This is a genomic window from Streptomyces sp. NPDC004435, assembly GCF_042873895.1.
GTDB lineage: Bacteria > Actinomycetota > Actinomycetes > Streptomycetales > Streptomycetaceae > Streptomyces.
Genome location: NZ_JBIAMB010000004.1, coordinates 135,826 through 151,595 on the forward strand (window position 1 = coordinate 135,826; position 15,770 = coordinate 151,595).

The following is a 15,770-nucleotide window of genomic DNA, read 5'->3' on the forward strand; positions in this document are numbered from 1 at the left end:
CCTCAGTGGACGGGGTGCATGGTGCGGCGCAGCCAGGGCGCCAGGGCCATCACGGCGAGGCCCACGGCGACGGCGATGGCGCCGTTGACGCCGAAGTAGGCGGGCTTGGAGACGTCGTCGTAGAGCTTCACGGTCTGTGCCTGGATGCCGTTGGCGAGGGCGAGGGAGAGGAACCAGAGCGACATGGTCTGGCTGGAGAACGCCTTGGGGGCGAGCTTGCTGGTGGCGGACATGCCGGAGGTCTCCAGGAGCACGTCGCCGAGGCCGAGCAGGAGGTAGGAGCCGACGATCCACCAGGCCGCCATCTCGTACGTGTCGTCGGCGTGGCCCGAGGTCGGCAGGACCATCAGGAGGAAGGACAGACCGCCGAGGATCACACCGAAGGCGATCTTGTTGGAGGCGTGCGGCTGCTTGTGCCCCATCCGGGCCCAGACGGCGGCCACCACGGGTGCCAGGGCGACCTCGAAGGCGCCGAGGGCGGAGGCGTACCAGCTGGGCGGGAAGTCGAAGCCGAGGATGGTCGTGCGGGCGTTGGACTGGGCCAGCAGCATCATCGTGGAGTACGCCTGGAAGAGGATGAAGTTGAACGCCACCGAGGCCAGGAAGAGCACGATGTACGGCCTGAGGCGGCCGCGCTCCTCGGCGCTGACCCGGGGGCTGGTGAACATCACCCAGAAGTAGACGACCGGCGCGATCACCGAGATCAGCGTCAGCAGGTCCACGAACCGGTCCATGGTGAGCCAGCCCGCCGCCGCCAGCGCGACGGCCGCCGCGGCGACGACCACGGCGCCCGCGCCCATCAGGAGCCACGCGCGCCGCAGGGCGTCCGGCGCGAGCGGGAACTCGGCGGCGTGCCGCTTGCCCGCGAGGTGGCGGCGTCCGGCGACGTACTGGATCAGGCCGAAGGTCATGCCGATGGCGGCGGCCGAGAAGCCCCAGTGGTAGCCCTTGTGGTCGGCGAGCCAGCCGGTGATCAGCGGTCCGGCGAAGGCGCCGATGTTGATCGCCATGTAGTAGAGGGCGAAACCGGCGTCGCGGCGGTCGTCGTCGGTGCGGTACAGCTTGCCGACCATGGTGGCCACGTTCGGCTTGAGCAGGCCGGTGCCGGCGCTGATCAGGCCGAGGCCGACCCAGGTCATCGCGGCGGTCGGCACCGCCATGGCGTAGTGGCCGCAGGCGATGAGGATGCCGCCCCACAGGACCGCCCGGTACGAGCCGAGGATCCGGTCGGCGAGCCAGCCGCCGGCCACCGAGACCAGGTAGACGAGGGTGCCGTAGGCGGCGGAGACGGAGGCGGCGGTGCCGGCCGCCATGCCGAGGCCGCCGTCGGACACGGCCGCGGCGAAGTACAGGACGAGGATGGCCTGCATACCGAGGAACGAGAACCGCTCCCAGACCTCCAGGCCGGAGAGCGCGAGGAGGCCGCGCGGATGGCCCAGGAAGGCGCGGTCGTCCTCGGGGGGCGGTCGCTCCCCGTCACCGTCGTCCCAGTCGTCCTTGTCGATCGCTGTTCGAGACAATTCACGCACTCCATGTCGTATCAGCTGATCACGAACATACCGGGGGTGACGGGAAGGCGCCCACGGTGATCGAAACGTGACCGGATACGCTGGCTGGAGTGCATTCCAGCGACACAGCGACCAGCCGTGTGACCACCGACACCATGTGATCACCACCCCGACCGTGTGATCGTCACCATGTGACCGACACCAGGCGTCAGCAGACAGGAGACCCCCTCGTGACCGTCGTCGGGCCGTTCGGGCTTAGCGTGCGGGACCAGGCTCTTGAGGCCGATGTCCAGACCGGGTTGGCGGCCGTCGAGGCCGGCCTCCTCGACGCCACCAAGAGCGATGTCCCCTTCATCACCGAGGCCGCCCAGCACCTGGTGATCGCCGGCGGCAAGCGGTTCCGGCCGCTGCTCGTGATGCTCGCCGCCCAGTTCGGTGACCCCTACGCGCCCGGCGTGGTGCCCGCCGCCGTCGTCGTGGAGCTCACCCACCTGGCCACGCTCTACCACGACGACGTCATGGACGAGGCGGCCGTCCGCCGGGGTGTGCCGAGCGCCAACAGCCGCTGGGGCAACTCGCTCGCCGTCCTCACGGGTGACTTCCTCTTCGCCCGCGCCTCGCACACCCTTGCGGACCTCGGCCCCGAGGCCGTTCGGATCCAGGCCGAGGCGTTCGAGCGGCTGGTCACCGGCCAGATCCTGGAGACCGCGGGCCCCGTCGACGGGCGCGACCCGGTCGACCACTACCTCGACGTCCTCGGCGGCAAGACCGGCTCCCTCGTCGCCGTCTCCTGCCGCTTCGGCGCCATGATGTCCGGCGCCGACGAGTCCGTCGTCGACATCCTCACCCAGTACGGCGAGCGGCTCGGCGTCGCCTTCCAGCTCGCCGACGACGTCCTCGACATCGCCTCCGAGGGCCACGAGTCCGGCAAGACCCCCGGCACCGACCTCCGCGAGGGCGTCCCGACCCTCCCCGTCCTCCGCCTCCGGGCCGCCGCGGCCGCCCACGGCCGCCCCGAGGACCTCGCGCTCGTCGCCCTGGTCGACGGCGACCTCACCGACGACGCCCGGCACGCCGAGGCGCTCCGCCTCCTCCGCGTCCACCCCGCCCTGGAGCAGGCCCGCCGCGACACCGTCCGCTACGCCGAGGAGGCCAGGGCCATGCTGACCCCCCTCCCCGACGGCTACGCCAAGTCGGCCCTCCAGGAACTGTGCGACGCGGTGGTCCACCGCGCGGGCTGACCCGTCCGCGAGTGGCTAGGCCCGGGGATCTCCGTCACGGAGGAGTGCGGCGGGCAGCGCGGCCCGGGCTCCGATGGCCTCGATGCCGAGCAGACGCCCCGACGCGTCGAAGTCGAGGTTCAGCTCGGCCGCGCCGCCCGGTGCCGCGACCGTGACCTGCCGTACGGCGGCCCCGTCTCCGACGCGCGCGGCGAGGGCGACGTAGGCGGTGTCGTTCTCCTGGTCGTAGGCGATGTGCATGGTGACGCTCCCTGGTGTCCCGGACCCTTCGGGTGCGGGTCCGACGGGGGCGACCCTAGGGGACGTCATCCCGGAGGGGTACACGAGGTTGAGCCCCCAGGCTGACGCTTCGCGGGCCCCGTCCTGGTGGGATAGGGGACATAGAGAAGCAGTCCGCCAGGGCACGGAGGGATCACAGACCATGGCAGCACAGCGAAAGACGAGTCGGTACGTCGTCCCGGTCGCGGTGGCCGGAATCGCCGCCGCGACCATCGGCCTCGTCCCGGCGCTCGCCGCGTCCGGCGACCCGGACCTGCCGGAGATCACGGCCCAGCAGCTCATCGAGAAGATCGCGGCCTCGGACACCCAGACCCTGTCCGGCACCTTCAAGGTCTCCACCGACCTCGGTCTGCCCGCCTTCGACGGGCTGCTCGGCGGGCTCGCGGGCGGCGCCGCCCAGGGCGAGGGCGAGGGTTCCGCCGACCCGGCCGCGCAGCTGACCAAGCTGGTCTCCGGCACGCACACCCTCAAGATCGCCGCCGACGGCCCCGAGCGCCAGAAGCTCACGCTGCTCGACGGCAAGGAGCAGTACAGCCTCGTCCACAACGGCGACGAGGTGTGGGCGTACGACTCCCGGTCCAACGAGGTCTTCCACGAGAAGGGCGTCGACGGCGGTCCCGGCGAGGACGCCCCGGCTCCCGAGAAGGAGCTGCCGGCCAGCCCCAAGGACCTCGCCGGCGAGGTCCTGAAGGCCGCCGGCGACACCACCTCGATCACCGTCGGCGGCACGGCGAACGTGGCCGGCCGCGACGCCTACCGCCTGGTGATCGAGCCGAAGCAGCAGGGCTCCACGGTCGACGCGATCACCATCGCGGTCGACGCGGCCACCGGCACCCCGCTGAAGTTCACCCTCGACTCCACCAGCGGCGGCAAGCCGGTCCTCGACGCGGGCTTCACCAAGGTCGACTTCGGCAGGCCGGCGGCCTCGGAGTTCGATTTCACCGTCCCGAAGGGCGCCAAGGTCACCGAGGGCGACGACGTCGAGGCGTCGCACAAGGACGTGGAGAAGGACCTGGAGAAGGAGTTCGGCGGGCTCGGGGACCTGGGCCTCGGCGGCGCCGGAGGCTTCGGCGAGGGCGACGTCAACGTGATCGGGGAGGGCTGGACGAGCATCGCCCGCTTCGACTCCGGCGCACCGGCCCCGAAGACGGACGAGGCGCCGAAGGAGGTCCAGGGCTTCCTGGACTCGCTCGGCGAGAAGGTCAGCGGGAAGTTCGGCTCCGGCACGGTCTTCAAGACCAAGATCGTCAACGCGCTGATGACGGACGACGGCAAGGTCTACGTCGGCGCGGTCACCCCGGAGGCCCTGGTGGACGCGGCGAACGCGGCCAAGTAGCACGGGAGTTGGTGCCCGGGTGGGCCGGGAGCAGGTCACCGGCCCACCCGGGTGGCTCGTGCCGCCGGCTTACGGGAAGGTCAGCTTGAACCCGTTGATGTAGCCGGTGTCGGCGGACGCGATGTCCTGCGCGCGGAGCTTCCAGGCGCCGTTGGCGACCTCGGAGGAGGCGTTCACGGTGTAGGTCTGGACGATGTTGTCGGCGCTGCCGCCGGTGCGGTTGTGGAGGTTGTAGACCGAGCCGTCGGGCGCGATCAGGTCGACGACGAGGTCGCCCTTGTAGGTGTGGACGATGTCCACGCCGACGGAGAGGTTGCTCGGCGCGTTGCCGGTGACGCCGGTGACGTTCACGGTCGAGGTGACCGCGGCGCCGGGGGAGTCCGGGATGGCCACGTCGGCGGTGTTCTCGAAGACCTTGCCGGTGGGCGGCGTGCTCGTGCCCGACAGCGTCCAGATCGCGTGCGCGATGGCGTCGCTGTTGCGGTCCAGGGCCGTGTCGTTGATGTTCGCCAGGGTGTCGCACGAGGAGTGGTAGCAGCGGTCGAAGGCCGTGGCCGTGCCGCCCCACTTGGACACCTGGGCGCTGGACTTGACCCGGCTGGCGCCGGTGAACAGCCCGCCGACCGGGATGCCGACGTTCTTGAAGGAGGCGTGGTCGGAGCGGCCGTCGCCCTCGGTCTCGATCTCGGTGGGGACCCCGATGCCCGAGAAGTAGGTCTTGAAGGTCTGCTCGATCGTCGGGTCGTCGTCGTAGACGAAGTAGCCCGGGTTCGGCGAGCCGATCATGTCGAAGTTGAGGTAGCCCTTGACCTTCGAGCGCTCGGCCGTGGGCAGGTTGTTCACGTAGTACTTGGACCCGACGAGGCCCAGCTCCTCCGCGCCCCACCAGCCGAAGCGCAGGTGCTTGGACGGCTGGTAGCCGGAGCGGGCGACCGTCAGCGCGGCCTCCAGGACCGCCGCGGACCCGGAGCCGTTGTCGTTCATGCCCGCGCCCGAGGTGACCGAGTCGAGGTGCGCGCCGGACATGATGACCTGGTTGGGGTCACCGCCCGGCCAGTCGGCTATCAGGTTGTAGCCGGTGGTGCCGTTGTACGTGAACTGCTGGACGCTCGTGGTGAAGCCGACCGCGTCCAGCTTCGCCTTCACGAAGTCGATGGACGCCTTGTAGCCGGGCCGGCCGTGCGCGCGGTTGCCGCCGTTGTTGGCGGCGATGGTCGAGAGGTCCGTCAGGTGCTGCTTGACGTTGGCGACCGAGATGTCCGGCGCCGCGGTGGCGCCGGCGGGGGCCGCGGTGGCCGGCACGGCGCCGGCGAGGGCGCCGATGACGAGGGCCGAGGATCCGGCCAGGGCGGCGAGTCTCGCGGAGAGTTTCATGTGGGGGCTCCGGATTCCGAACAGGGATGGGACGGAACGTGCGAGCGCCTCGCACCGTGGGTGGCGCGAGGCGTTGGAGCTGTACGGGTGCGCCCGCGGGGGTGCGAAGGGGATCCCCGTGGTGGGTGCGCGTGCTGAATGCTCAGTGACGTGACGATGTCCCGTCAAGACCTCAATCCGGTCAGTAGGGTTCGCTCAGCGGACGACGGGCCGTCACCTCGCGCGTCGCGGCCTACCGCCAGGCGGCCGTTTCGGGGTCGATCCCATGGGCTCGCGCGCTCGCCTCGACCGCGAGGCGGAACCACCGCGCCAGGCCCGGGCGGATCGCGTCGTAGTGCGCGGCGAAGCCGGGATCCGTCTCGTACCGGCGGGCCAGCAGCACCTGCATCTCCCTGCTGAGCGGGAAGTACGCCGAGAACACGGCCCGGTGCCGCTCCACGAGCGCGTCCGCCTCCGGACTCCCCGGTGCGACGCCCGCCTCCGCCGCCGCCGCGAGCTCGCGGTCCAGGGCGGCCGTGGCGTCGGAGACGGCCTGCCACTCCTCGGGCGTGCGGGAGGCCGAGCGCTCGGCGTACTGACGCCACTGCCGGGTGTCCCCGTACAGGGCCCGCGCCTTCGCCGGGCCTTCCGGATCCCACCCGGGGCCGAAGACCGCGGCCTGCTCGTCGGAGCTGAGGAGCACCCCCCTCTCGTGCGCCTCGATCATCCGGTCGAGGCCCTCGCCGAGCCGCCGGAGACGCTCGATCCGCTCGCCGACCTGGGCGCGCTGGGCGCGCAGCGCGCCGGTCACGTCCGGGGCGGAGTCGTCCAGCACGGCCCGGATCTTCTCCAGGCCGAGCCCGAGCTCGCGGTAGACGACGACGCGGTGCAGGCGTTCCAGATCCGCGGCCGTGTAGAGCCGGTAGCCGGCCCCCGTGCGGAGCGACGGCGGCGCCAGGCCGATCTCGTCCCAGTGGTGCAGCGCGCGGACGGTCACGTCGAGCCGCGCGGCGGCCTGGCCGACGGTCAGCCCGTCCGCGTCCGTGTCGTCGTACTCGTCCTCAGGCATGTCCTCCATTCTCGCCGCCGTCCGGCGGGGTGATCCCGATGTCCGCGAGGTTCCGCGCCTCCTGGCTCGCGGGGTCGAAGGGCTTGGCGGCGGTGAAGACGATCCGGGCGTTCTCGGGGGTGATCACCTCCACGTCCCGGGTGTTCCAGGCGGTGTCGCGGGGGCCGGAGACCGCCTCGGGCCGCAGCTTGAGGCACGCCTCCCTGACCTCCTCGACCTGCGAGAGGACGCCCGCGAAGCTGAAGCTCATGGCCGGCGGCCGCGCGGGGACGCTCTCCGCCGCGACGAGGAGCACGTCCTGGAAGGCCCAGCGGCGCAGGTGCACCAGGGTGCCGGGGATGCTGAACAGTTCGAAGAAGCCGAGCCCCCGGACCCAGAAGTCCACGGACTCCGCCAGGTCGGCCGTGGGGATGGTCACGAAGGACGGCATGCCGTAGATGCCGTGGAACGGCTCGGGCGGCACGGCGTCCGCCCCGGGGGCGGGCACGGGGCTCATCTCGAACGCGTTGTAGTGGGTGCCGGTGTGGTGGTCGATGGAGTGGTCGTCGCTCATGCGGACCACTGTTCGGCCTCACGCTACGTGAGGGTCAAGCGCGAGCGTCTCCGCTTCCTCCGCCCGGCAGTCCAGGCACCGCCCCGGCGTCGTCACCGACGCCGGGAAGGGCCGCTCGCACCCGTCGCAGACGAGGCGGGGCGCCGGGACGGCCCGTACGGGCGGCGGGGCGGGGAGAGGCGGCGGGAGCAGCGCCTCCAGCCGGTGGGCGAGCAGCCCGTAGGGGTTCGCCAGGTCGGGCGGGAGGTCCGCGCGCAGCGTCCGGGACACGGCGTCCGGATGCGCCCCGCGCTCCAGCCAGGCCGTCACCCCCGGCGCCAGCCGCCGTACGTCCCGCTCCGACAGCAGCAGGCGGGGCTCGTGCGCCCGGAGCCCGGCGAGGAGGGCGGCGGCGGGGTGATGGGCCTCGGGGAGCGGCGCGGGGACGGGGGCGGGCCGTTCCGGGGCGGGGTCCGGTGGCTCCTCGGCGGGGTGCGGCGGCTCGCCCCCTGAGGTCGGCGGCTTCTGAGCGGGGGGCTCTCGCCGCGTGCGCGGTGCCGGGGTCTCCCGTACGGGACCGGGGTCAGCCCCCGGCCGGTTGTACGAGACCGTGTACTGCACGAACCGGCCGTCCGGCAGCCGCTCCCGTCGGCGCGCGAGGAAGCCGGCCGCCTCCAGCTCCCGCAGGGCCGCGGCGATCCTCATCTCGCTCAGCCCGTTGGTGCGCAGGGCGAGCGCCTTGATCCCGACGGGCGTGCCGGCGGGCAGCGACTGGATGACGACGGCGAGCCCGATCGCCGGGACCGTGAGACGCGGATGCCGGGCGAGGTCGTTGCTGATGACGACGTACCGGGAGGTGAGCCGGACGTTGCGGTGAACGAGCCCATGGGCGGGCGGGCGCGCGTTAGGGTGCACGGAAGCCATCGGGAAGAGCTACCTTCCTCGGTGGTCAGGCCCCCGATCGGGATTGCGAGTCCCGGCCGGGGGCCGACGCATGTCTGATGTTGTGAGCGGAGCATATGCCAGGCAACCCGCCCCAAATCCAGCCCAGTTGAGGCAAGTCACCCGTGCGGGTGACGGGCCGCCGGGGGGAGGTGGGAGGGGTGGGGTGGTGGTTGTCCCGGTCTTTGGTCTTTTACGTCGTGAGCCACCGCGTCGCGGCTGTCGCGTCGCGGTGAACGCCCTCATGGCAACGGCAGTTCGACCCAGACGGTCTTCTGCGGTGCGGGCCCCGAACTGACCCCCCAGCTGCGGGCCAGAGCATCCACGACGAGCAGCCCGCGCCCGCTCTCGGCGGTGGGGGAGTGGCCGCCGGCGCGCGGCACGCGGTCACCCCGCGTGTCCGTGACCTCGATCCGCAGGGCCGCCCCCGTGGCGATCACCCGCAGCCGGAAGTCCCGCCCCGGCACATGCCCGTGCGTCACGGCGTTGTTCGCCAACTCGGCCACGAGCTGCCCGGCCGCCTCGGTCACGCCCTCCAGCCCCCAGGAACGCAGCTGCTCGACGGCGAGAAGCCGCGCGAGCCGGGCGCCACGGGGCGTCGAGGAGAGCTGGAGGGTGAAATGGCGTGCACTCGCCATGAGTTGGCTGGTTTCCGGATTCATGGAGGTAAGCGTGTCGACCGCTGCCTACGCTGCGGGCGGGAAAGACCCTTACGTACGGTCACTGTCCCGCGACTGTCCCGACTTGTCTCGACTGTCTCGGGCCGCGCTCCGGGTAGAGGGGCTGCCACGAGGAAGGTGGGGCACGCATGAGCGTGGACGAGGTGGACGGTGTCGTCGTCGAGGACGCGGGCTGGGAGGTGGACCCCGGCGACGAGCCGGGGAAGGCGATCCTGGCCACGGTCGGGCGCCAGCTCAAGACCTGGCGGGAGGCCAGGGGCATGAGCGCGGCGGAGTTCGGCGGCCTGACCGGCTACGGCGAGGACATGATCCGCAAGCTGGAGCGGGGCGACCGCATCCCGCGCCCGGAGTTCCTGGACCGGGCGGACACGGTGCTGGACGCGAACGGGCTCGTGGCGGAGATGCGGCAGGACATCGCGGAGGTGCGCTACCCGAAGCCGATCCGGGACCTGGCGAAGCTGGAGGGGCGGGCGGTGGAGTTCTGTATGTACTCGAACTTCAATGTCCATGGTCTTCTGCAGACCGACGAGTTCTCCCGCGCGATCATGCAGACCTGGCGTCCGGCGTTCAGGCCGGAGCAACTGGAGAGGTACCTGGCGGCGCGTGTGGCACGTCGTGCGGTGCTGGAGAAGAACCCGGCGCCCGAGTTCAGCTTCGTCCAGGAAGAGGTGTCGCTGCGACGACCCATCGGGGGGAGGATGGTGCTACGTCGCCAGCTTGAACACCTTCTGGAGGTGAGCGAGTTGCCCCACGTCGAGATTCAGGTGATGCCGACTGTCCGCGCCGACCACCCTGGGAACGGCGGACGCATCGCGCTCTTGAAGTTCGTGGACGGTACGGCAGTGGGGCGCATGGACGGCGACTTCGGAGGTCGCCCCGTCTCTGACCTCAAACGACTCCGGGTCCTGGACCTGCGCTATGGCATCATCCGGTCCCAGGCCCTCACTCCAGCGGAGTCGCGGGACTTCATCGAGCAACTGCTGGGAGAGACATGATCGGCACCCCCGAGCTGGACTGGTTCAAGAGCAGCTACAGCGACAGCGGCAACGGCGAGTCGGATTGTGTCGAGGTCGCCACCACCCCCGCCACCGTCCACGTCCGCGACTCCAAGAACACCACCGGCCCCCGCCTCGCCTTCGGCCCCGCCGCGTGGGCCGGATTCGTCGCGTACAGCGCGGGAGAGTAGGGCTGTCAGCTCTGCCGGAGGCGAGCGCGGAGGGAGGCGGCCGCGGCTGCCAGGTGCGGGGGAGGGGCGGAGAACACGGTGAGGGCCGCTCTCACGTGTTCGGGTCTGGCGCAGGGGTCCCCGTGCACGGCGAGGAGCGCATCCTCGGGGGGCATCGGCACGAGGGCGCGGTGCCAGGCACGCCGGGCGGCACCGGTGGCGTATCGGTCCGTCAGCCGCTCCAGTGGTGACAGGTCGAGTCGGCGTGCGAGGCGGCCCAGGCCCGAGGTGACCAGGTCGCAAATGTCCGCAGGGCGGGCCGTGTTGCTGCGTCGGTCGTCACGGACCTCGTAGATCACCGCGTAGACCAGGTCCCTTTCCCGCTCGGTGGTGGGCGTGGGGAGGGTGGTGTTCTGCCAGAAGGTGGTCACGGAGCCCGGGGTGATGTCGCCACCTGGTACGGGTGTTCGCGTGCCGGCCGCGATGCGGACGGCGCCCAGGGCGACCGCTGAGGCGGAGAGTTCGCGGCGGAGGCCAAGGCCGGGAGCATCTGCTCCGGGCACCTCGGCGGCTGCCCGGCGTACCGCCTCCACGGTCGGTCCGTCGGTCCACACGATGCCGGGGCCGTCGCTCTCCGCGCGGAACCCGTGGCCCAACTGTCTGCCCAGCGCCTCCGCCGCCCGCCGTGCGTCGCCCCGCGCGGTGCCGCCGTCCTCCGACGGCGTCGGGTATCCGGTGTCGGCCACTGCCGCATTCCTCCGCTGTTGGCTGATGTCGGGGTTGAGCGCCGTGACGACCTCGGTCGAGCAGTACCTCTCCAGCCACGGCTGGATGGCCTCGGGAGTGCCGTCGGCAAGAGGCACCGGCCGCGGTGAGGACAACGGAGTCACCTCCCCCTCCATGCCCTTTCAGTACTGACGCCGCAGCCGTTCGCGTACCTCGGCCACCACGTCGCCGAACCACTCGTCGTCCTCGTCGGCCGACAGGCGGGCGACCGACTCGGCCGTCAGCTCCCGCCCGAAGGCGTACGGGAACAGCGGGTCCTGGAAGCAGGAGTGCGTCAACGGGTCGTAGCCCTCCTCCTCGCAGAAGTCGAGGAAGCCCTCCGAGATCCACCATGTGCTGCCGTCGCACCAGAACACGCTGCTGGCCCGGTGGAGGGTCTCGCCACTGTCCTCGTCGGTGACGGTCGTGCGCAGTGCGTCGTCGTTGCGCAGGAGGGCGACGAGGTCGTCGGGGACGTCCCGGTAGAACAGCTCCATCGTGGAGTAGTCGTCCGGGGCAGGCGTGGTGTCCGCGAGCCCCTCGTAGGTCAGCAACAGAACCCGCCGGTCCGGGGTGAAGTACCACACCGCCCACTGCCCGATGCCCTCGTCGAACTCGTAGCGCCGCGCGCCGCGCACCTCTCTGACGAAACCGGGGCCGAGCGTCTCGCTGACGGCCGCCACCCGTCTGCGTACCTCACCGGGGGGAGTGCCTCGCAGGGCCTCCCACGTCTCATCAGCCATGGCCCAAGCATAGGAAGTCGTGCGGGACGACCCCGGCTCGGCCGGCTGGTGCGAGGCCCTGCCCGTCGATCGCTTCGGCCGCTGGGGACAATCGACCCATGAGCGCCTTCGAACGCACTGTGCCGCCCCTGAACGCCGACGAGCGCACCACGCTCGAAAGCTGGCTCGACTTCCACCGCACGACACTCGCCATGAAGTGCGAAGGACTGGACGACGAGCAGGCCGCCGCCGCGTCCGTGCCGCCGTCCGGCTTCACTCTGACGGGCCTGGTCCAGCACATGGCGGAGGTGGAGCGGAACTGGTTCCGCCGCGTGTTCGCCGGGGAACAGGCCCCGCCCATCCACGACCCGCAGGCCGACCCTGACGGCCCCGACGGTGGTTTCGACCTGGCCGAGGGCGCCACCCTGCGCGACGCTCTCGCCACCTGGCAGGCGGAGATCGCCCGCGCCCGCGAGCTCTGCGCCGGCCGTGCCCTGGCCGACACCGGCCGCTTCATGGAGCAGGACGTCAGCCTCCGCTGGATCTACGTCCACATGATCGAGGAGTACGCCCGCCACAACGGGCACGCGGACCTGCTCCGGGAACGTATCGACGGCACCACCGGCGTTTAGCGCCGGGTTCGTCGCGCACAGGGCGGCGGAGCGGTACGAAAACGCGTCGACAGCCGCTCCCGGCGCCCGGCAGAGTGGCCGCCCATGACGAGCAGCGAACTGTGGGACCACGACACCGCCGAACGCTACGACGCCGAGGAGGCCGCGCTGTCCTCGGCGGCCTTCCTCCGGCCGACCCTCGACTTCCTCGCCGAACTCGCCGGGGACGGCCGGGCGCTGGAGTTCGCCATCGGGACCGGGCGGGTGGGAGTCCCGCTGCGGGAGCGCGGCGTGCCGGTGACCGGCATCGAACTGTCCGCGCACATGGCGGCGGTGCTGCGCCGCAAGGCCGACGAGGACACCCTCCCGGTGGTCATGGGAGACATGGCCACCACCACCGCTCCCGGTCGCTTCACCCTCGTCTACCTCGTCTACAACACGATCTCGAACCTGCTCACGCAGGACGAGCAGGTCGAGTGCTTCCGCAACGCGGCACGGCACCTGGAGCCCGGCGGGCGGTTCGTGATCGAACTGCTCGTGCCGCCGCTGCGCTTCCTGCCGCCCGGACAGGTCGCGGTGCCGTTCGACGTCTCCGACGGACACCTCGGCTTCGACACCTTCGACGTGGTCGAGCAGATGCTCGTCTCGCACCACTTCACCCGCGACGGCGACGACGGCCGCTACCGCCGCGGGAACTCCCGTCACCGGTACGCCTGGCCGGCGGAGCTCGACCTGATGGCGCGGATCGCCGGGCTCACTCTGGAACGCCGGGTCGCGGACTGGGACGGGGCTCCGTTCACCCAGGACTCGGCCAAGCACGTCTCCGTGTGGCGCAAGCCGGCCTGAGGGCAGGGCTTTTCAGGCGGTCGTGGCCGAAGCTTTCGGTGTCGTCGGCGGTGCGGGGGGCGTGGACGGTCCGGCGCGGACGACGGCCTGGTCTCCTCGCGGGCCGAACAGGTGCAGGATCTCCACGGCGTTCGCGTCGGCGGGGCCGAACCAGTGCGGCTCGGTGGTGTCGAACTCGGCCACCTCGCCGGGCCGCAGCGTGACGTCCTTCTCCCCGAGGACGAGGCGGAGCCGGCCGGCGAGGACGTACAGCCATTCGTAGCCCTCGTGCGTGACCAGTTCCGGCGCGCGGGGGGCCAGGACCTGCTTGAAGACCCGCACCCGGCCCGGGTACTGCGTCAGGGGTACGAGGACGCTGCCGCGCTCCTTGCGCAGCGGCCTGAGGTGGACCCGGGGGTCGCCGCTGGCCGGTGCGGCCACCAGCTGGTCGAGTGCGACGCGGTGCGCCCGTGCGAGCGGGATCAGCAGGTCCAGGGTGGGGCGTCGCAGGCCCGACTCCACCCGGGACAGCGTGCTGACCGAGATGCCGGTCGTGGCCGCGAGGGCGTCGAGCGTGAGGCCCCGGTCGCGGCGGAGCCGGCGGAGCCGGGGCCCGATGGCGTCGAGGATCAGCTCCAGCTCGGCGTCGCCGGAGGCTGTGCGCGCGGAGCCCGTGTGCGCGGAGCCCGTGTGCGCGGAGCCTGTGCGCGCGGAGCACGTGTGCGCGGATCCTGTGGTCATGGAGCCAGTGTTCACGGATCTGGCGTCCAGGCGGCGAGTTCTTGCGGTCTCCGCAAAAACGGTGGGCCGTGGCCGTGGACCGGGCCGAGCCTGGCCGGGCCCTGTTCCCGGACGTCAGAGGTAGACCGTGGTTGCGACGACACACCCTGTTCCTCCCGCGCTGAGTGCGCGCGGGCGCCGGACCGTACTGGCGGTCTGCTGTCTGAGCATGTTCCTGGTGGGCCTGGACACCACCGTCGTCAACGTGGGTCTGCCGGCCATCGGGCGCGGGCTGGGCGCCGACACGCGCGGTCTCGAATGGATCGTGGACGCCTACACGCTCGTCCTGGCGGCTCTGCTGATCTCCTCCGGCGCGCTGGCGGACCGCTTCGGGCGGCGCCGGGTGTTCCAGTGGGGGCTGGTCGTCTTCGGCGCGGCCTCGCTGCTCTGCGCGGTCGCCCCGTCGGCGGGCGTCCTCGTCGCGGCCCGCGCCCTCCAGGGCGTCGGCGGCTCGATGCTCAGCCCCGTGGCGCTCGCGATCGTGGTGAACGCGACGCCGGATCCCAAGGAGCGGGCGCGGGCGATCGGCGTCTGGGCGTCGGTGTTCGGTCTGAGCATGGCCGCCGGGCCCGTCGTGGGCGGCGCGCTGCTCGCGGGGCTCGACTGGCGGGCGCTGTTCTGGATCAACGCCCCCGTCATCGCGGTCGCCCTGCTGCTCAGCGCGGTGTACGTGCCGGAGTCCCGGGCGCCCCGGGCCCGGCGGCTCGACCTGCCCGGCCAGGTCCTGCTGACCGTGGTCCTCGCGGTGGCGGTCGGCGTCCTCATCGAGGGGCCGCGCATCGGCTGGACGTCGCCGGCGGCACTGGCGGGATACGCGGGGGCCGTCGTGGCGGCGGCTGCATTCGTGTGGGTGGAGTCCCACCGGCCCGAACCGCTGATGGACCTGCGGCTCTTCGGCCGCCCCGTCTTCAGCGGCGCCGTCGTGGGCGCGGTGGCGGTCTTCGTCGCCCTGAGCGTCACGCTGCTCCTGAACACGCTCTACCTCCAGCAGACCCGGGGGTGGACGCCGCTGGCCGCCGGTGTGGCGACCCTGCCCCTGGCTTTCGGGGCGACCGTCTGCGCCCCCTGGGCCGGCCGGATGGTCGGCCGCGCGGGGCCGCGTCCGCCGCTGCTGCTCGCGGGCGGGTTCCTCACGGCCGGCGGGCTCCTCCTGGTCGGGCTCACCCCGCACACGCCCGTACCGCTGTTCCTGGCCGCGTACCTCCTCATCGGCATCGGGTTCGGCTTCGCCAACGCGCCGATCACCAACACCGCCGTCAACGGACTGCCGCCCGCCCGCGCCGGGGTCGCCGGGGCGATCACCTCCACCGCGCGGCAGCTCGGCTCCGCGCTCGGCATCGCCCTCGCCGGCGGTCTGGTCGCGGGCACGAGCCCGTCCGGGCTCGCGCAGGCGTCCCGGCCCGGCTGGGTCCTGGTCGCCGCCTGCGGCGTGGTGCTCCTGCTCGTGGCGCGCGTGTCGCGGCCGAAGGAGGGGGCGGCGGCGGGCCCGGCCCTCGCGCGTACGGGGTCAGGCGGGTGAGGACCCGCCCGCCGCGCCGGCACCCGTCGCCCTGCTCAACTCGGCGGCGAGACGGACGGCCGTCTTCTCCCCGGCTCGCTGCTTGATCAGCCCCTCCTTGGCGGCGGCACGGAGCAGGACCTCCGAGCCGTCCGCCCCGGCCCTCCGCACCTGCACGGTCACCACCACGGGATTCAGACCGCCGGCGCCGCCGCCGGTGACGATGCGGAGGGTCGCGGCCTCACCGGGGTGCACGGGAGAGGACCCGACGGCGCGGCCCGCCCGCGCGAGCACACCGGAGACGCGCCGCACGGCGTCGTCGAAGGGCAGGGGAGCGAGCAGCTCGATCTCGTGGACGTTCTTCCCCATCAGCCTGGCCACCATCCGGACCAGGCCCCCGCCGCCCGCACCGAGAGCGGCAAGCCCCTCGGCCAGGATCTCGTCCTCGCTCCGCTCCAAGCCCC

General features: G+C 72.1%; 18 protein-coding genes. 7 read left to right on the forward strand and 11 right to left on the reverse strand.

The features are described from left to right. Positions 1–2: 2 nt before the first annotated feature. Positions 3–1,520 (reverse strand): peptide MFS transporter, encoded by a 1,518-nt coding sequence (locus ACFYT9_RS08420; protein ID WP_389161815.1) that lies wholly within the window; start codon positions 1,518–1,520, stop codon positions 3–5. 218 nt (positions 1,521–1,738) lie between these two features. Between ACFYT9_RS08420 and ACFYT9_RS08425 the strand changes: the two genes are divergently transcribed. Further along, positions 1,739–2,749: a polyprenyl synthetase family protein gene (locus tag ACFYT9_RS08425; protein ID WP_376595959.1), complete on the forward strand. Its 1,011-nt coding sequence runs from the start codon at positions 1,739–1,741 to the stop codon at positions 2,747–2,749. 15 nt (positions 2,750–2,764) lie between these two features. Here ACFYT9_RS08425 and ACFYT9_RS08430 read toward each other — a convergent pair whose 3' ends face one another. After that, positions 2,765–2,989 carry a DUF2283 domain-containing protein gene (locus tag ACFYT9_RS08430; protein WP_376595958.1) on the reverse strand — a complete coding sequence of 75 codons (225 nt, stop codon included), beginning with the start codon at positions 2,987–2,989 and terminating at the stop codon, positions 2,765–2,767. 181 nt (positions 2,990–3,170) lie between these two features. Between ACFYT9_RS08430 and ACFYT9_RS08435 the strand changes: the two genes are divergently transcribed. Beyond that, entirely contained in the window at positions 3,171–4,364 is a 1,194-nt protein-coding gene (locus ACFYT9_RS08435; RefSeq protein WP_389161818.1) for an outer membrane lipoprotein carrier protein LolA, read from the forward strand. 69 nt (positions 4,365–4,433) lie between these two features. On the opposite strand, the gene ACFYT9_RS08440 is transcribed toward ACFYT9_RS08435, so the two are convergent. From ACFYT9_RS08440 to ACFYT9_RS08460, 5 genes are all read right to left on the reverse strand, one after another. Beyond that, on the reverse strand, positions 4,434–5,738 hold the full coding sequence (locus tag ACFYT9_RS08440) for a M28 family metallopeptidase (protein ID WP_389161820.1): 1,305 nt from the start codon (positions 5,736–5,738) through the stop codon (positions 4,434–4,436). A gap of 232 nt (positions 5,739–5,970) precedes the next feature. Then, positions 5,971–6,786 carry a MerR family transcriptional regulator gene (locus ACFYT9_RS08445; RefSeq protein WP_389161822.1) on the reverse strand — a complete coding sequence of 272 codons (816 nt, stop codon included), beginning with the start codon at positions 6,784–6,786 and terminating at the stop codon, positions 5,971–5,973. After that, entirely contained in the window at positions 6,779–7,339 is a 561-nt protein-coding gene (locus tag ACFYT9_RS08450) for a VOC family protein (RefSeq protein ID WP_389161824.1), read from the reverse strand. The genes ACFYT9_RS08445 and ACFYT9_RS08450 overlap by 8 nt, the downstream gene beginning before the upstream one ends. Before the next feature lie 18 nt (positions 7,340–7,357). Continuing rightward, a complete protein-coding gene (locus ACFYT9_RS08455; protein ID WP_389161825.1) occupies positions 7,358–8,242 on the reverse strand; it encodes a helix-turn-helix domain-containing protein in 885 nt (294 codons plus the stop codon). A gap of 260 nt (positions 8,243–8,502) precedes the next feature. After that, positions 8,503–8,922, reverse strand: a complete 420-nt coding sequence (locus ACFYT9_RS08460) for an ATP-binding protein (protein WP_389161827.1) — start codon at positions 8,920–8,922, stop codon at positions 8,503–8,505. 146 nt (positions 8,923–9,068) lie between these two features. On the opposite strand from ACFYT9_RS08460, the gene ACFYT9_RS08465 reads away from it, so the two are divergent. Then, a complete protein-coding gene (locus ACFYT9_RS08465; protein ID WP_389161828.1) occupies positions 9,069–9,935 on the forward strand; it encodes a helix-turn-helix transcriptional regulator in 867 nt (288 codons plus the stop codon). Next, positions 9,932–10,126, forward strand: coding sequence for a DUF397 domain-containing protein (locus ACFYT9_RS08470; protein WP_389161829.1), 195 nt, complete (start codon positions 9,932–9,934; stop codon positions 10,124–10,126). The genes ACFYT9_RS08465 and ACFYT9_RS08470 overlap by 4 nt, the downstream gene beginning before the upstream one ends. A gap of 5 nt (positions 10,127–10,131) precedes the next feature. On the opposite strand, the gene ACFYT9_RS08475 is transcribed toward ACFYT9_RS08470, so the two are convergent. Continuing rightward, a complete protein-coding gene (locus ACFYT9_RS08475; protein WP_389161831.1) occupies positions 10,132–10,986 on the reverse strand; it encodes a hypothetical protein in 855 nt (284 codons plus the stop codon). Positions 10,987–11,013: 27 nt separating this feature from the next. After that, positions 11,014–11,613 (reverse strand): hypothetical protein, encoded by a 600-nt coding sequence (locus ACFYT9_RS08480; RefSeq protein ID WP_389161833.1) that lies wholly within the window; start codon positions 11,611–11,613, stop codon positions 11,014–11,016. A gap of 98 nt (positions 11,614–11,711) precedes the next feature. Here ACFYT9_RS08480 and ACFYT9_RS08485 point away from each other — a divergent pair, with 98 nt between their 5' ends. Both ACFYT9_RS08485 and ACFYT9_RS08490 read left to right on the forward strand, forming a co-directional pair. Next, positions 11,712–12,224, forward strand: coding sequence for a DinB family protein (locus tag ACFYT9_RS08485; RefSeq protein WP_389161834.1), 513 nt, complete (start codon positions 11,712–11,714; stop codon positions 12,222–12,224). A gap of 84 nt (positions 12,225–12,308) precedes the next feature. Beyond that, positions 12,309–13,049 carry a class I SAM-dependent DNA methyltransferase gene (locus tag ACFYT9_RS08490; protein ID WP_389161835.1) on the forward strand — a complete coding sequence of 247 codons (741 nt, stop codon included), beginning with the start codon at positions 12,309–12,311 and terminating at the stop codon, positions 13,047–13,049. A gap of 12 nt (positions 13,050–13,061) precedes the next feature. Here the strand turns inward: ACFYT9_RS08490 and ACFYT9_RS08495 are convergent, their stop codons facing one another. Beyond that, positions 13,062–13,769 (reverse strand): helix-turn-helix domain-containing protein, encoded by a 708-nt coding sequence (locus ACFYT9_RS08495; protein WP_389161836.1) that lies wholly within the window; start codon positions 13,767–13,769, stop codon positions 13,062–13,064. Between the two features lie 208 nt (positions 13,770–13,977). On the opposite strand from ACFYT9_RS08495, the gene ACFYT9_RS08500 reads away from it, so the two are divergent. Beyond that, positions 13,978–15,327 (forward strand): MFS transporter, encoded by a 1,350-nt coding sequence (locus ACFYT9_RS08500; protein WP_389161838.1) that lies wholly within the window; start codon positions 13,978–13,980, stop codon positions 15,325–15,327. Here the strand turns inward: ACFYT9_RS08500 and ACFYT9_RS08505 are convergent. After that, a complete protein-coding gene (locus ACFYT9_RS08505; RefSeq protein ID WP_389161840.1) occupies positions 15,316–15,765 on the reverse strand; it encodes a hypothetical protein in 450 nt (149 codons plus the stop codon). The two genes, ACFYT9_RS08500 and ACFYT9_RS08505, sit on opposite strands and share 12 nt — an antisense overlap. Positions 15,766–15,770 lie beyond the last annotated feature (5 nt).

Bases quoted from the DNA above. Each gene is read 5' to 3' on its own strand.
- ACFYT9_RS08470 (WP_389161829.1), top strand. From the start codon at position 9,932: ATGATCGGCACCCCCGAGCTGGACTGGTTCAAGAGCAGCTACAGCGAC.
- ACFYT9_RS08465 (WP_389161828.1), top strand. From the start codon at position 9,069: ATGAGCGTGGACGAGGTGGACGGTGTCGTCGTCGAGGACGCGGGCTGG.
- ACFYT9_RS08500 (WP_389161838.1), top strand. From the start codon at position 13,978: ATGTTCCTGGTGGGCCTGGACACCACCGTCGTCAACGTGGGTCTGCCG.
- ACFYT9_RS08440 (WP_389161820.1), bottom strand. From the start codon at position 5,738: ATGAAACTCTCCGCGAGACTCGCCGCCCTGGCCGGATCCTCGGCCCTC.
- ACFYT9_RS08450 (WP_389161824.1), bottom strand. From the start codon at position 7,339: ATGAGCGACGACCACTCCATCGACCACCACACCGGCACCCACTACAAC.
- ACFYT9_RS08485 (WP_389161834.1), top strand. From the start codon at position 11,712: ATGAGCGCCTTCGAACGCACTGTGCCGCCCCTGAACGCCGACGAGCGC.
- ACFYT9_RS08455 (WP_389161825.1), bottom strand. From the start codon at position 8,242: ATGGCTTCCGTGCACCCTAACGCGCGCCCGCCCGCCCATGGGCTCGTT.
- ACFYT9_RS08460 (WP_389161827.1), bottom strand. From the start codon at position 8,922: ATGAATCCGGAAACCAGCCAACTCATGGCGAGTGCACGCCATTTCACC.
- ACFYT9_RS08430 (WP_376595958.1), bottom strand. From the start codon at position 2,989: ATGCACATCGCCTACGACCAGGAGAACGACACCGCCTACGTCGCCCTC.
- ACFYT9_RS08480 (WP_389161833.1), bottom strand. From the start codon at position 11,613: ATGGCTGATGAGACGTGGGAGGCCCTGCGAGGCACTCCCCCCGGTGAG.
- ACFYT9_RS08495 (WP_389161836.1), bottom strand. From the start codon at position 13,769: ATGACCACAGGATCCGCGCACACGTGCTCCGCGCGCACAGGCTCCGCG.
- ACFYT9_RS08490 (WP_389161835.1), top strand. From the start codon at position 12,309: ATGACGAGCAGCGAACTGTGGGACCACGACACCGCCGAACGCTACGAC.
- ACFYT9_RS08435 (WP_389161818.1), top strand. From the start codon at position 3,171: ATGGCAGCACAGCGAAAGACGAGTCGGTACGTCGTCCCGGTCGCGGTG.
- ACFYT9_RS08445 (WP_389161822.1), bottom strand. From the start codon at position 6,786: ATGCCTGAGGACGAGTACGACGACACGGACGCGGACGGGCTGACCGTC.